This window comes from Streptomyces sp. NPDC005195, from assembly GCF_040608315.1.
Lineage (GTDB): Bacteria > Actinomycetota > Actinomycetes > Streptomycetales > Streptomycetaceae > Streptomyces > Streptomyces kaempferi.
In genome coordinates this window covers 40,044-55,694 of the sequence record NZ_JBEXHZ010000028.1, presented here as the reverse complement: position 1 = coordinate 55,694, position 15,651 = coordinate 40,044, and the positions used below count along the sequence as shown (strand labels likewise).

Annotated in this window: 7 protein-coding genes; 2 read left to right on the top strand and 5 right to left on the bottom strand. The window is 68.6% G+C overall.

Annotated features, from left to right (window positions below; all coding sequences use genetic code 11):
- Positions 1–14 precede the first annotated feature (14 nt).
- The 3 genes from ABZV34_RS25235 to ngcE are packed head-to-tail and all read right to left on the bottom strand — an operon-like array spanning position 15 to position 3,389.
- On the bottom strand, positions 15–953 hold the full coding sequence (locus tag ABZV34_RS25235) for a carbohydrate ABC transporter permease (protein WP_356280827.1): 939 nt from the start codon (positions 951–953) through the stop codon (positions 15–17).
- A 17-nt stretch (positions 954–970) separates the two neighbouring features.
- On the bottom strand, positions 971–1,903 hold the full coding sequence (locus tag ABZV34_RS25230; protein ID WP_356280824.1) for a sugar ABC transporter permease: 933 nt from the start codon (positions 1,901–1,903) through the stop codon (positions 971–973).
- A gap of 34 nt (positions 1,904–1,937) precedes the next feature.
- A complete protein-coding gene (ngcE, locus tag ABZV34_RS25225; RefSeq protein ID WP_356280821.1) occupies positions 1,938–3,389 on the bottom strand; it encodes an N-acetylglucosamine/diacetylchitobiose ABC transporter substrate-binding protein in 1,452 nt (483 codons plus the stop codon).
- A 673-nt stretch (positions 3,390–4,062) separates the two neighbouring features.
- On the opposite strand from ngcE, the gene ABZV34_RS25220 reads away from it, so the two are divergent.
- Complete coding sequence (locus ABZV34_RS25220) at positions 4,063–7,824, top strand: GH92 family glycosyl hydrolase (RefSeq protein WP_356280881.1); 3,762 nt, start codon at positions 4,063–4,065, stop codon at positions 7,822–7,824.
- A gap of 226 nt (positions 7,825–8,050) precedes the next feature.
- Here ABZV34_RS25220 and ABZV34_RS25215 read toward each other — a convergent pair whose 3' ends face one another.
- Both ABZV34_RS25215 and acnA read right to left on the bottom strand, forming a co-directional pair.
- Positions 8,051–11,320 (bottom strand): GH92 family glycosyl hydrolase, encoded by a 3,270-nt coding sequence (locus ABZV34_RS25215; RefSeq protein ID WP_356280818.1) that lies wholly within the window; start codon positions 11,318–11,320, stop codon positions 8,051–8,053.
- 747 nt (positions 11,321–12,067) lie between these two features.
- The gene (gene acnA / locus ABZV34_RS25210) at positions 12,068–14,782 is read right to left on the bottom strand and encodes an aconitate hydratase AcnA (protein ID WP_356280815.1); all 2,715 of its coding nucleotides are present in this window, start codon (positions 14,780–14,782) and stop codon (positions 12,068–12,070) included.
- 373 nt (positions 14,783–15,155) lie between these two features.
- Between acnA and ABZV34_RS25205 the strand changes: the two genes are divergently transcribed.
- Entirely contained in the window at positions 15,156–15,569 is a 414-nt protein-coding gene (locus ABZV34_RS25205) for a hypothetical protein (RefSeq protein WP_356280812.1), read from the top strand.
- The last annotated feature ends 82 nt before the right edge of the window (positions 15,570–15,651 follow it).

Genomic DNA, 15,651 nt, shown 5'->3' with positions numbered 1-15,651 from the left:
GAAGGGCCGGATCGTTACTTGAGCGTTGCCGAGGTGAGGCCCGCCTGGACCTGCCGCTGGAAGGACAGGTACACGATCAGCATGGGCACCATCGCGATGGTCACGCCCGCGAAGAGCACCGGCAGGTCGGTCGCGTACCCCTGCTGCTGCTGGAGCTGGATGAGCCCCTGGGTCAGGACATATCGCTCCGGATCGGCACTGGTCTGCGGCTGCATCAGCACCGACGGGAGGATGTACTGGTTCCACTGGCCGAGCACGTTGAAGATGCCGACGCTCAGCAGGCCGGGCTTGGCCATCGGCAGCATGACCTGGAAGAACGCCCGGGAGTGCGACGCCCCGTCCAGCACCGCCGCCTCGAAGACCGCCGTGGGCAGTGTGCGGAAGAACGAGTGCATGAAGAAGACGGTGAACGGCATCGAGTAGGCGACGTACACCAGGATCAGCCCCTGGTACGTGTTCAACATGTCGAGACGCTTGACCATGAAGAACAGCGGAACCAGGGCGAGGAAGACGGGGAACATGGCCCCGCCGACGAAGAAGTAGTACACGATCCGGTTGCCCCGGAACTCGTAGCGGGCCAGGACGTACGCCGCCATGGAGCCCAGGAGCATGGTCAGCGGGACGGAGAACACCAGCACGATCAGGGTGTTCGCGAAGTAGTCGCCGATGCCCTTGTTCCAGGCCCGCCGGAAGACGTCGAGCTGCCAGTGCGAGGGCCAGCCCAGGGCCGAACCGCCGATCTGCGCGTCGGTCTTGAAGGAGCTCAGGACCAGCCAGAGCAGCGGCAGGATGATCAGCACGGCCCACAGGACCAGGAACCCGTGCGAGAAGACGTTGAGGGTCAGGCCCTCGCTGCGCCGGTCGCCCGGCCGCGGCGGTGTCTTCCCGACCGTCCGCTGCGGTGGTACGCCGGCGCCGCCGACCTTCGTCGGCTCGGTGATGGGTGCGCTCATAGTCGTCTGTCTCCCGCTCAGAACTCGATGCGCTCGCGGCGGGTGGCGCGCAGCGTGACCACGGACAGGACCAGGGTGAGAAGGAGCATGATGACGCCCATGGCGCAGGCGTAGCCGCTCCTCCCGTAGTAGAGGAAGTTGCGCATCATGACGTTCGCCATGACCTCGCTGTGGTGGTCGGGCCCGCCGCCGTACCCCGTGCCCTGGGTCATGGTCGAGACCAGGACGAACATGTCCATCGCGATGATGCCCAGATAGACCCAGGCGGTCTGCACGGTGTCCCACAGCAGCGGCAGGGTGACCCGGAAGAAGGTGTGCGTGCGGCTCGCGCCGTCGAGCAGCGCGGCCTCGTAGATGTCCCTCGGGATGGACTGCATGGCCGCGGAGAACAGCACCAGGTAGAAGCCGACACCGTGCCAGACGACGACCGCCATCAGGCACCAGAGCACCAGATGGGGCTCATTCATCCATTCGATCGGACTGTCCGCGTCGACCAGCCCGAACTTGATCAGGATGCCGTTGAGCAGACCGCCGCTGTCACTGCGGTAGAGGGCTCCGAAGAGCACCGCGACGATCGCGAGTGACAGGACCTGCGGGAAGAAATAGACGATCTTGTAGAAGCCGGATCCGGCGACCCCCTGCACACCGCCGGCGCGGCCCCGGCCGCCCGCGTTCACCATGAAGGCGAAGAAGAGGGCGAGGAAAATGGTGATCACCGGGATGAACACCAGGAACAGGATGTTGTGCCAGATGGCGCCCATGAACACGTCGTCCTGGAACAACGCCTTGTAATTGTCCAGGCCGACGAAACTGAACGTCTGCGACTGACCCTTCCAGTCGGTGAAGGAGTAACCGATGGTCTGTACGTAAGGCCAGATCACGAAGATCAGATACAGCGCCAAAGGTGCGAGGAGAAACCCCGCGACGAACCGGTACTGCCCTTTTCGCATGGCATCCTGCCCCTGGTGTTCCGGGTGTGCGTGATCAGTCGCGGTGGTTCTTCTTGGACGCCGGGTCCTTGGCGGCCTTGTCGACGGCCGCCTGGGCCCGCTTCAGCCATTCCTTCGGCTGAATTCGCTTGGCCATCAGCTCGTTGGACGCGTTCTGAATGGAGACGTCCATCTCGCTGTACCAGTTGGGGTACAGGTAGTTGAAGGTGTTGTCGCCCGCCGCCTTGGACGCGTCGACGGTGGACTGCGTGCCGGGGCGCAACTGCACGCCGTCGCTCACGCCGTCCTTGAGGATGGTGAGCGAGTTGGCCTTCTGCGCGAAGAGCGTCGACCACTCCTTGGAGAGCATGGAGCGCATGAACTCCTGCGCGCCAGGCAGGTTTCCGGCCTTCGCGGGGATGATGAAGAGCTCGCCCGAGCCGGCCCGGATCGCCTCGAACGGCAGCTTGTCCCCCGACAGGCTCGGCATCGGCATGAACTTCATGTCGAAGTCGGTGGGGGTCTGCTTGAGCTGCTCGTTCTCCAGCCAGGAGCCACAGGTGATGAACGCGGCCTTGTACTGGTTCCAGCGGGTCTGGGACTCGGTGTGGGTGAGGGCGTTGGTACCCGGCATCAGGTACCCCTTCTCGACGACCTCGTAGATCGCGTCGATGGCCGCCGCGGCCGCGTCGCTGCCGACGAACGCCTTGGGGTCTAGGTTGTCGATCGCCTTCACGGCGTCCAGACCGCCCTGCTTGGCGATCAGGTCCATGATGGCGACGTTGATGTAGTACGGGTACTTGCCCTGGTGGGCGAGGCCGCCGATGCCCTGCGACTTGGCGTCCTTGCAGATCGTCAGGAAGTCGTCCCAGGTCTTCGGAACCTCCCAGCCCTTCTCCTTGAAGAGCTTGCCGGAGTACCACAGACCCCACACCGTGTAGATGTAGTTGAGGGCCACGACCTTGCCGCCCTGCAGGCCCGGGTCGAGCGTGCCCGGGATCAGGGTGTCGCGGACCTTCTTGGCCGGGTCGTCGATCGACGGCGCGTCGAGCACCGCGGCCAGGTCGAGCAGGTTGCCGTTCTTGAAGAGCACGTCCAGCTTGATCTGCTGGGCGCCGGAGTCGTCGACGATGTCCGGCGGGTTGCCGCCGTTGAAGCGCGGCTGGAGCTTGCCGGTGATCTCCTGCGTGCCGGTGTGGGCGCTGGTGGTGCCCCACTTCTTGTCGAAGGAGGCTTCCCAGGCCTTGGCGTAGTCGTCGCCGTAGCCGCCCTTGAAGACGACGACGTCGAGCTTTCCGCCCTTTTCCACGCCGAAGGGGTTGGTCTTGCTGGTCTTGCCCTTGTCCTTGCCCTTGTCGCCGGAGTTGTCGTCACCCCCGCCGCTCGCACACGCGGACAGGAAGCTCATCGTGGGTACGGAGATCAGACCGAGTGCGGCCGACCGCTTGATCAGATCGCGCCGGCCGACGCCTTCGGGACTGCTGTTCTCGGCGGAAGTGGATCCCATGCTCAAGTCCTCGCCTTCTCCAGGACTCAGGCGGTGAACCGGATCCTCCCCGGCACCGCGGTTAGGTCAAGCTGGGGTCGTGCATGGGGGATTCAGTGGGTCAACGCGGCGATCCCTGCCCTTGTAAACAGCCGCCGACGCCCGATTCCCCCTGGTACATGCCTGTCCGCGGCCGTCGGACGACCGGGCGGATGCCGACAGGTATAGTCCACTTCCCGCCAGCGGAGCAAGATCGAATGCAGGTTTACCCGCGGGTCTTTTCCGAGTTGAGACCTCCCGGAAATATGGGGCGACCGCCCCCTCCCCGGCAGAAGATCGACACGGCGCCAATCTCCCCCCATGTGAGTAATGCGCACCTCGCCTCGCGACATTCTCCCCGGATGCCACATCCAACACCCTTGACACCGCTGACAACTTGACTCCCTACTGGTCCTTGCGCAGCAGAATTGACAACGTTGTCCACGCGCAAGCGAGTGAACCGAAGAGACGCACCGGTATCCGGAGAAGGAGTGCGCGCGGGCCCCGAGGGCCCCGCGCGGCCGCACTCCGATCCGGCGGGAGCGCCTCGGAGGTGAACGCGCCAAAACAGCAGGGAGGGTCCTCGCGGATGCAGCACGGAGCTCGATACAGACAAAGTTCCCCGGCCCGGCCGAGGTGGAGTTCCTCGATGACAATGGGGGTGGCAGCGCTTTCCCTGATCGTGGCCTCGCAGGGCACCGCGGTTGCCCTTCCGGCCCAAGCGGTCTCCGCCGACCGGCAGTTCGCCTCCTCATTCGAATCGGGCGATCCCGCGCCGGACTGGATCAATACCGTAGACACGGGACCTGACGGAAAAAAGCGGTCGTCCGGTGTCGACGGCGGTTTCAGCACGGGCATCCCCGGCAACGTCACCGACCACGTCACGGACGTCCGGGCCAGCGCCGAGAACACGGGTTCGGGCGAGGTCAAGGAGAACCTCGTCGACGGTGAGTCGAGCAGCAAGTGGCTGACCTTCGAGCCCACCGGCTGGGTGGAGTTCGACCTCGACGCGCCCGTCAAGGCCGTCACCTACGCGCTGACGTCGGCCAACGACTTCGCCGAGCGCGACCCCAGCGCCTGGACCCTGCAGGGCTCCACGGACGGCAAGGACTGGAAGAGCCTGGACACCCGCTCCGGCGAGTCGTTCGGCGAGCGGTTCCAGACCAAGTCGTACGACATCGCGAGCCCCGTGGAGTACCAGCACTTCCGGCTCGACATCACGAAGAACAACGGCGCGGACATCCTCCAGCTCGCCGATGTCCAGTTCTCCACGGGCGGTTCCGACGACCCGACCCCCAAGGACATGCTCTCGCTCGTGGACCGCGGGCCGAGCGGCTCCCCCACCGCTAAGGCGGGCGCCGGCTTCACCGGCAAGCGGGCCCTGCGCTACGCGGGTACGCACCAGGCGGACGGCCGGGCGTACTCGTACAACAAGATCTTCGACGTGAACGTGGCCGTCGGGCGCGACACCGAACTGGCGTACCGGATCTTCCCGTCGATGGCGGACGGTGACCGGGACTACGACGCCACGAACGTCTCGGTGGACCTGGCGTTCACCGACGGCACCTATCTGAGCGACCTGAACCCGGTCGACCAGCACGGGTTCGCGCTCACGCCGCAGGGGCAGGGCGCGGCCAAGATCCTCTACGTCAACCAGTGGAACAACGTCGCCTCGCGGATCGGTTCGGTCGCCGCCGGCAAGACGGTGGACCGGATCCTGCTCGCTTACGACTCCGCGAAGGGCCCGGCCAAGTTCCGTGGCTGGCTCGACGACGTCGCGCTCAAGACCGTCGCGCGCGAGAAGCCCGAGGCGCATCTGTCGGACTACGCGCTGACGACCCGTGGCACCAACTCCAGCGGCGGATTCTCGCGCGGCAACAACTTCCCGGCGACGGCCGTGCCGCACGGTTTCAACTTCTGGACCCCGGTGACCAACGCGGGTTCGCTGAGCTGGCTGTACGACTACGCACGTGCGAACAACGCGGACAACCTGCCGACCATCCAGGCGTTCAGCGCCAGCCATGAACCGAGCCCGTGGATGGGCGACCGGCAGACCTTCCAGGTGATGCCCTCGGCCGCGTCCGGCACCCCGGACACCTCGCGCACCGCCCGTGCGCTGGCCTTCAAGCACGAGAACGAGACCGCGCGCCCGTACTACTACGGGGTGACCTTCGAGAACGGTCTCAAGGCGGAGATGGCCCCGACGGACCACGCGGCGGCCCTGCGCTTCACCTACCCGGGCGCGGACGCGAGCGTGCTCTTCGACAACGTGACCGAGCAGGCGGGGCTGACCCTCGACAAGGAGAACGGGGTGGTCACCGGCTACTCCGACGTGAAGTCGGGGCTGTCGACGGGCGCGACACGGCTCTTCGTGTACGGGGTCTTCGACGCGGCGGTGACGGACGGCGCGTCGTCCGGGGTCAAGGGCTATCTGAAGTTCAAGCCCGGCGCCGACCACAGTGTCACGCTGCGTCTGGCCACCTCGCTGATCAGCGTCGACCAGGCCAAGGACAACCTGCGTCAGGAGATCCCCGACGGCACGTCCTTCGGCACCGTCAAGGCACGGGCCCAGAAGCAGTGGGACAGGCTGCTGGGCAAGGTCGAGGTCCAGGGCGCCACGCCGGACCAGCTCACGACGCTGTACTCCAGCATGTACCGGCTCTACCTGTACCCCAACTCCGGTTTCGAGAAAGTCGGTTCGAAGTACCAGTACGCGTCGCCGTTCTCCGCGATGCCGGGCCCGGACACCCCGACCCACACCGGCGCGAAGATCGTCGACGGCAAGGTGTACGTCAACAACGGCTTCTGGGACACCTATCGGACGACCTGGCCGGCGTACTCCCTCCTGACGCCTGGTCAGGCCGGTGAGATGGTCGACGGGTTCGTGCAGCAGTACAAGGACGGCGGCTGGACCTCGCGCTGGTCCTCCCCCGGGTACGCGGACCTGATGACCGGCACCTCCTCCGACGTGGCGTTCGCGGACGCATACGTGAAGGGTGTGCACTTCGACGCGGCGGCGGCCTACGACGCCGCGGTGAAGAACGCGACGGTCGTCCCGCCGGCCTCCGGTGTGGGCCGCAAGGGCATGACGACCTCCCCCTTCCTCGGCTACACGTCCACCGCGACGGGCGAGGGCTTCTCCTGGGCCATGGAGGGCTACGTCAACGACTACGGCATCGCCAAGATGGGCGAGGCCCTCTACAAGAAGACCGGCAAGAAGCGCTACAAGGAGGAGTCCGCGTACTTCCTCAACCGCGCCCAGGACTACGTGAACCTCTTCGACAAGAAGGCCGGGTTCTTCCAGGGCCGTGACGCGCAGGGCGACTGGCGCGTCGACTCCGCGAAGTACGACCCCCGCGTGTGGGGGTACGACTACACCGAGACGAACGGCTGGGGGTACGCGTTCACCGCGCCCCAGGACTCGCGGGGCCTGGCCAATCTGTACGGCGGCCAGGACGCGCTGGGCCAGAAGCTCGACACGTACTTCGCCACTCCCGAGACGGCCTCGCAGGACGTCGTGGGCTCCTACGGCGGGGTCATCCACGAGATGACCGAGGCCCGCGACGTACGGATGGGCATGTACGGGCACTCCAACCAGGTGGCCCACCACGTCACCTACATGTACGACGCGGCCGGCCAGCCGTGGAAGACGCAGAAGGACGTCCGCGAGGTCCTCTCCCGGCTCTACAGCGGCAGTGAGATAGGGCAGGGCTACCACGGCGACGAGGACAACGGCGAGCAGTCGGCCTGGTACCTCTTCTCCTCGCTCGGCTTCTATCCGCTGGTGATGGGCAGCGGCGAATACGCCATCGGCTCACCGCTGTTCACCAAGGCGACCGTCCACCTGGAGAACGGCCGGGACCTGGTCGTCAAGGCGCCCAGGAACAGCGCGAAGAACGTGTACGTCCAGGGTGTGCGGTTCAACGGCAAGAAGTGGAACTCCACCTCGCTCCCGCACTCGCTCATCTCCCGTGGCGGTGTACTGGAGTTCGACATGGGCGCCAAGCCGTCCTCGTGGGGCAGCGGCAGGAACGCGGCGCCCGTGTCGATCACGAAGGACGACAAGGTGCCCGCGCCGCGGGCGGACGTCCTGAAGGGTGAGGGCGCGCTCTTCGACAACACCTCGGCGACGGATGCCACCGTCACGACGGTGGACCTGCCGACGGCCGCCTCCGCCAAGGGCGTCCAGTACACCCTGACGTCGTCCGGGGACCACACGAAGGCTCCGGCCGGCTGGGTCCTGCAGGGCTCGTCCGACGGCACCAACTGGACCGACCTCGACCGGCGCTCCGGCGAGTCCTTCGCGTGGGACAAGCAGACCCGGGCCTTCTCGGTGGCGCACCCGGGCTCGTACGCGCACTACCGTCTGGTCCTGGACGGCGCGGCGACGCTCGCGGAGGTGGAGCTGCTGGCCTGACGCGGCATCCCACAGGAGCGGGCGCGGAGACCACTCTCCGCGCCCGCTCCGCCGTTCGGGCCCGGTGGGCGCTCCGTGCACGTGGACGTGGACGCCGACGTGGACGTGGACGTGGACGTGGACGTGGACGTGGCCGTAGCAGCGGTCACGGGAGCGTCGGCACGGGGCCCCGGACACACGGCGGCGGCCGCCGGGCACCAGCCCGGCGGCCGCCTTCCTCGTGCGCTCAGTTCACGGCGAGGGTGAAGACGTGCAGATCCGCGTTGTCGGGCAGTTTCACGCTCTTGACGGTCTTGCCGGACGGAGCCGCGAAGGGCTTCGTCGCGAAGACGTAGGTGGCGACGGGGTCCTTGTCCGCGCCCGCGACATTGCGGTACGCGGCCCTGGCGACGGTCACGTTGCCGTACTGGACGGTGCCGCCCCCGCCGCCGACGGTCCAGTCGGTGAAGGAGAGGTCGACCTGGTCGGTGCTGCCGTCGGTGTAGGTGACGGTGGCCGTGGTCCGCTGGTTTCCGTTGACCGCGCTGCCGATGAAGCACAACTGGGTGGCCGGACGCACGAGTTCGATGCTCTGGGCGGTCGCCGCGGCGTTGTCGGGACGGCCCGCGGGCGAGTCGGGCCAGGTGTAGGTGAGACCGGCCACGGTGCCCTGGCCGCCCGGGGTCAGGCCCGCGTCCGCGAGGGCCTGCCGGGAGTAGCTCCAGCCGCCGCCGTCGTAGTCGGCCTCGTCGTGGTCGCCGGCGTCGTCCGAGACGCCGGTGTTGTTGTAGGCGGCCAGGAGGGACCCGGGAGCCGCGACGGTCAGCGCCACCGGCTGCTGGTACGAGGTGCCGCCGGACGTCACGGTGACCCTGACGTCGTAGAAGCCCTGCCGGGCCGTGTCGCCCGCGGTCAGGGTGATCGAGCGGGAGCCCTCGGTCACCGTTCCCTCCGCGGGGGTCGCGGTCACTCCGTCCGGTGTGTCCACGTGGAAGCGGACCTCGGGGCCCGTGCCACCGTTCAGCGCCAGCGCGCGGATGTCGATCCGCGTACTGCCGCCGGGCGCGAGCGTCGCCGCGGTCGGGCCGACGCCGATCTGGTACGGCTGCTCACCGTCGCGGAAGGACGGCGGAGCGGCGGCCGGGTCGCTGCCCCAGGCGCGGTTCGGGGTGCCGGAGAGCGTGTAGTCGAGTGTGCCGCCGTCACGGACGAAGGAGGCGGGGAGCCAAGGGCGCCCGCTGGTACGACCGTTGACCTTCAGCGACTGCACGTACGGAGCGTCCGCCGCCGCGCCGGCCGCCCGGATCTCGATGTCGTTGCCGCCCGGACGCTCGATCCTGACGCGGCTGAACAGAGGTGAGGAGAGCGTGAGTTCGGCACGGGAGGGGACTTGCGGGTACATGCCGAGCGCGGAGAAGACGTACCAGGACGACATCTCGCCGAGGTCGTCGTTGCCGGGGATGCCGCCGGGCTGCGTCGACCACAGCTTGCCCATCGCCGCGCGGACGGTCTCCTGCGCCTTGTAGGGGGCGCCCGCGTAGTCGTACAGGTAGGGGACGTTGATCGACGGCTCGTTGTCCAGCTCCGACTTGTCGCCGCCGCTGCCCGTGAACGCCCAGCCGCCGTCGGCGTTGTGGAAGAACGTGTCGAGGCGGTCGAGCGCCTTGTCCCGGCCGCCCATGGCCGCGAAGAGCCCGGCCGGGTTGTGCTGGACCATCCAGGTGTACTGGGCCGCCGTGCCCTCGACGAAGCCGTTGCCGGTGGCGGGGGTGAAGCCGGTGACCCAGCTGCCGTCGGCCTTGCGGTTGGCGATGTAGCCGCCGGTCCGGTCGGCCGCGATGTTGAAGTTGTTCTGCCACCACTGGGAGCGCTCGGCGAAGTCCGTCGCCGTCCGCTTCTCCCCTGCCGCCGTGGCCAGTTGGGAGAGCGCGAAGTCCGCGCCGGACATCTCCAGGGTCTCGGCGGCGCCGCCCCAGGCGTTGGACACGGACGGCATGTAGTGCTGCTGGAGGTACTTGTCGAGCGACGGTCGCTGGCCCACCGACAGGACGGGCTTGCCCGACGAGGACAGGTCCTGGTCGGTCGGCACGGTCGCCGCCTTCACGAGTGACTTCAGCGCGCCCCGCAGATCGAATCCGGTGCCGCCGAAGGCCCGGATGCCCGCGAGCGCGGTCGGTGAGGGGTCGCCGTTCATGACGTGGGTGCCGCTCGCGCCGTGCAGCCAGCGGTCCCAGACTCCCCCGTTCTGCCGGGCCAGTTCGAGCAGCGACTGTGCGATGTCGGAGCCGGTGTCCGGGCTGAGGAGGGTGAGCAGCTGGACCTGGGAGCGGTAGACGTCCCAGCCGGAGAAGGTGCCGTACTGCGCCCGGTGGCCGCGGCCGACGACATGGACCCTGTCGTCGCTTCCCCGGTATCTGCGGTCGGCGTCACTGATGACGTTGGGATGCAGGAGGGCGTGGTAGAGCGCGGTGTAGAAGGTGGTGCGGTCGGTGTCGCTGCCGCCGCCGACCCGGATCGCGCCGAGCCGGTCGCGCCAGGCGCGGTGGGCGGCCGCCCGGACCGAACCGAAGGAACGGGACGGCGGGTTCTCGGCCTTGAGGTTGGCGGCGGCGCCCGCCTGACTGACGTACGAGATTCCGACCTTGACGTTCACCGGGCTGGTTGCGGGGGCGAACTCCACGTAGCCGCCGGCACCCTTGCCCGCGGCGGGACGGCCGCCGTCCGAGAAGCCGCCGGTACCGCCGCTCGCCCGGGTGGATCCCGGGCTCAGCCGGTCGTCCTGCCAGGTGCCGGTGGTCTTGAAGGCCCGGTCGAAGCGGGCGGTGAAGTACAGGGTGTAGTAGTCGCGTTGGCCCTCGGGGTCGAGGTAGCCGCAGAAGTTCCCGGAGGTGACCGAGCCCGAGACCGTCCGGGTCGCCGGGTCGATGCGCACGTCCGACGCCGTCGAGCCCACCTCGGAGTTGGCGGTGCGGATCAGCAGCGAGGCCGGCTTGTCCGCCGGGAAGGTGAAGCGGCCCGAGCCGGTGCGCGCGGTCGCCGTGAGGTCCGCCGTGACGCCGGAGGAGAGACCGACCTTGTAGTGGCCGGGATCGGCGCTCTCGTCCGCGTGCGCGAAGTCGGCGGCGTACACGGCGTCCTTGGTGTCGCTCGCCGGGGAGGAGGTGACCTCGCCCGCGAACGGGAAGAAGGGGATGTCGCCGCTGCCGCCCGCGCAGCCCGTGCCGGACATGTGGGTGAGGCTGAAGCCCCGGACGCGGGTGGCGTCGTACTGGTAGCCGCCGGGGGCGGCCGTGCGGGTGGCGTCCCCGCGGGTGTTCTCCGGGCTCCAGGAGAGCATCCCGAAGGGCACGACGGCGCCGGGGAAGACGTTGCCGCCGTTCTTGGTGCCGATGAGCGGATCGACGTAGGTGGCGGGGTCCCGGACGAGGTCGGGCGGTGCGGCGGCGGCCACCGCGGGGGTGATCCCGCCGGCCGCGAGGACGACGGCGAGCAGGACGGTTGACGGACGGAAACGCATGACGCGGCCCCTCCTCCTTCGGACGGGTCGCGCACCACGGGTCGCACAAGCCGCAGGGACAGTAACGTGCGCCACCCGTACCACGGAAGACCGCGTCAGAAGCGTCAGGCGCACACGGCTCCCACCCCGCCGGCCCAACCCGGTACTCACTCCTCCGGGTCAACAGGCTTGACATCGTTGTCTGTTGAGGCGGTAGAGTCATCTACAGACCATCAGACAACGTTGTCGCACGCCATGGTCGTCACAAGCCACGCACCATCCCGGGCCGGCACTCCCCCCGCCGGCCCGGGCTCGCGGACCGGGTGAGTCTCCCAGCAGCCACCCGGTCCGCCCCGAGCTGATCGGCCGGCCCGGCGGGCAGGCGTGGTGGCGGGGTCACCGCGCGGGACCGTGATGGGGTGCGGGGACGTCGCGCCCGGACGCGGTTTCGGACGACGCGCGGCGACTTGTGTGTGTATGCGCGTGGAGACCTGTGAGCGTATGCGCGCGGCAGCCTGTGTCCGTATGCGCGCGGCGCGGCCTGTGCCCGTATGCGGCCTGCGACGGCTGCCCCCTGGCGTACAGGGGCGCCTCCCTTGCCCCCTCCCCCCTCGGCTCCCCTGTCTCCTCTGTCCCCCTGGCCGCGGGGCGCGTCGGCTACGACGACCTCGGGAGTTCCCCGCGACACCGGTCGAAAAGACGGCGGGCCGCACTCCTCATGATGAGGAGTGCGGCCCGACCGGTCCGCCGGATCGCCTGCCGCGGGGGCTACTTGGCGATCAGGTTGCGCAGCACGTACTGCATGATGCCGCCGTTGCGGTAGTAGTCCGCCTCGCCGGGGGTGTCGATGCGGACGACCGCGTCGAACTCGACGCCGCTGTCCGTGGTGACCTTCACCGTGCGCGGGGTGGTGCCGTTGTTGAGCTCCTCGACACCGGTGAAGGAGAAGGTCTCCTCGCCGGTCAGACCGAGGGACTCGGCGGTCGCGCCCTCCGGGAACTGGAGCGGCAGGACGCCCATGCCGATGAGGTTCGAGCGGTGGATGCGCTCGTAGGACTCGGCGATGACGGCCTTGACGCCGAGCAGCGCGGTGCCCTTGGCGGCCCAGTCGCGGGACGAGCCGGAGCCGTACTCCTTGCCGGCCAGGATGACCAGCGGGATGCCCTGCTCGATGTAGTTGCGCGAGGCGTCGTAGATGAACGCCACCGGGGCGTCCGCCTGGGTGAAGTCCCGGGTGAAGCCGCCCTCGGTGCCCGGCGCGATCTGGTTGCGCAGGCGGATGTTGGCGAACGTACCGCGGATCATGACCTCGTGGTTGCCGCGGCGGGAGCCGTAGCTGTTGAAGTCACGACGCTCGACACCGTGGTCCGTGAGGTACTTGCCTCCGGGGGTGTCGGCCTTGATGGCGCCGGCCGGGGAGATGTGGTCGGTGGTGACCGAGTCGCCCAGCTTCGCCAGCACGCGGGCACCGGCGATGTCGGTGACCGGGGACGGCTCGTGCGCCATGCCCTCGAAGTACGGGGGCTTGCGGACGTAGGTCGACTGCGGGTCCCACTCGAAGGTGTTGCCCTCGGGGATCGGCAGCGCCTGCCACTGGGCGTCACCCGCGAAGACGTCCTGGTAGGACTTGTTGAACATGTCCTCGCCGATGGCGTTCGCCACGACATCGTTGACCTCGGCCTCGGAGGGCCAGATGTCCGCCAGGTAGACCGGCTTGCCGTCCTGGTCGGTGCCGAGGGCGTCCTTGGTGATGTCCACCTTCATGGAGCCCGCGAGCGCGTAGGCGACGACCAGCGGCGGGGACGCCAGGTAGTTCATCTTCACGTCGGGGTTGATACGGCCCTCGAAGTTCCGGTTGCCGGAGAGGACCGACGTGACGGCGAGGTCGTGGTCGTTGACGGCCTTGGAGACCTCGTCCGGCAGCGGGCCGGAGTTGCCGATGCAGGTGGTGCAGCCGTAGCCGACCAGGTTGAAGCCGACCTTGTCGAGGTAGGGGGTGAGCCCGGCCTTGTCGAAGTAGTCGGTGACGACCTTGGAGCCCGGGGCGAGGGTGGTCTTGACCCACGGCTTGCGGGTCAGGCCCTTCTCCACGGCCTTCTTCGCGACGAGCGCGGCGGCGACCATGACGTACGGGTTCGAGGTGTTGGTGCAGGAGGTGATGGCCGCGACCGTCACCGCGCCGTGGTCGATCTCGTAGGTCGAGCCGTCGGGGGCCGTGACCGTGACCGGGTTGGAGGGGACGCCGTTGGCGGCGGCCGGGGAGTCGGAGGCCGGGAAGGACTCCTTGCCCGCCTCGTCGTCGTCGGCGACATAGTTGCGCACGTCGCTCTTGAACTGCTCGGCGGCGTTCGCGAGGACGATGCGGTCCTGCGGGCGCTTCGGGCCGGCGATCGAGGGGACGACCGTGGAGAGGTCGAGCTCCAGCTTCTCGGAGAAGTCGGGCTCGGCGGCCGGGTCGAGCCAGAGACCCTGCTGCTTGGCGTACGCCTCGACGAGCGCGAGCTGCTGCTCGGAACGGCCGGTCAGCTTCAGGTACTTGATGGTCTCGCCGTCGATCGGGAAGATCGCGGCGGTGGAGCCGAACTCCGGCGACATGTTGCCGATGGTGGCGCGGTTGGCCAGCGAGGTGGCGGCCACACCCTCACCGTAGAACTCGACGAACTTGCCGACGACGCCGTGCGCCCGCAGCATCTCGGTGATCGTGAGCACCAGGTCGGTGGCGGTCGTGCCGGGCGGGAGCTCACCGGTGAGCTTGAAGCCGACGACGCGCGGAATGAGCATCGAGACCGGCTGACCGAGCATCGCGGCCTCGGCCTCGATGCCGCCGACGCCCCAGCCGAGGACGCCCAGGCCGTTGACCATCGTGGTGTGGGAGTCCGTACCGACGAGGGTGTCGGGGTAGGCCTGGCCGCCCCGGACCATGACCGTGCGCGCCAGGTGCTCGATGTTCACCTGGTGGACGATGCCGGTGCCCGGCGGGACGACCTTGAACTCGTCGAACGCGGTCTGGCCCCAGCGCAGGAACTGGTAGCGCTCCTTGTTGCGGCCGTACTCCAGCTCGACGTTCTGCGCGAAGGCGTCGTGGGTGCCGAACTTGTCGGCGATGACGGAGTGGTCGATGACCAGCTCGGCCGGGGCCAGCGGGTTGATCTTCGCCGGGTCACCGCCGAGCTCCTTGACGGCCTCGCGCATGGTGGCGAGGTCGACGACGCAGGGCACGCCGGTGAAGTCCTGCATGATCACGCGCGCCGGCGTGAACTGGATCTCCTGGCTGGGCTGCGCCTGGGAGTCCCAGCCGCCGAGGGCCCGGATGTGGTCGGCGGTGATGTTCGCGCCGTCCTCGGTGCGGAGCAGGTTCTCCAGCAGCACCTTCAGGCTGTACGGAAGGCGAGCCGAGCCTTCCACCTTGTCCAGCCGGAAGATCTCGTACGACTCGTCGCCCACCTGCAGCGTGCTGCGGGCGTCGAAGCTGTTCGCCGACACGACAGTCTCCTTCATTGATGTGCGCGTTCCCACCGCATCCTGCCGCCACGACGTCTTGGCCGATCCGCTAAGGTAAGGCTAAGTTAGGTAAACCTTACCGAGATGGCGGCTGCGGTGCGCCTCGGCAGATATCTCGATGTCGAGATAACTCTAGTACATGGGGGCGTCCTGGTCATGCGCGCCCTGCCTGTGGCGCCTCCGCACGCCCGGCCGGATCCCGCTCACGCCCGCCGTGCCCGGGGGACGTCGCGCCTGTCCGGCCGGCGACTTCGGTGTCCGTCGTGGGTTCGCGCGCGCCCGTTTCCCGGCCCGGCCCCACCGACGCCGGCCTGGAAGCCTGACGTTTACGACGCGGGCGCGTAACCTCGCCCGGGTGGCACGTAGTCCGAGGAATCCCCGCCGACTGGTCGCGGACGGGCGCGTGTACCTGTGGACGATGCGCCACAGCCACCGACAGGATCCCGAAGGGCGGTCCGTGGACTGCCGCCAGATCCTCACCCTGATTCCTCAGCCCGCGGGCACGGGCGGCCCGCTGCGCATCGTCTTCGCCGACGGGCCCGGCCGGTACGTCCCGGGCGGGGCCCCCTTCGGCTCCGGGGACGTGGGCTTCACTCGGGGCGCGGACCTGAACCTGCACGAGCCGGGAGCCGTCCGGGCGCTGCTCGACGTGGCACTGGCCCGTGGATGGCGACCGGCGGAGCGGCGGGCTGCGGAGGTGGACGGCTGGCCCCTGCTGGAGGCGGCGGCCGTCGTGCGAGCCGGGGACGCCGACCCAGAAGACCCTTGACGAGTGGCTCCCTGCCGTGGAGACGGCTGATGTCACATGCCCACAAGGAGACCCCGTCGCCCCCGCCGGTTCACCGGCGGGT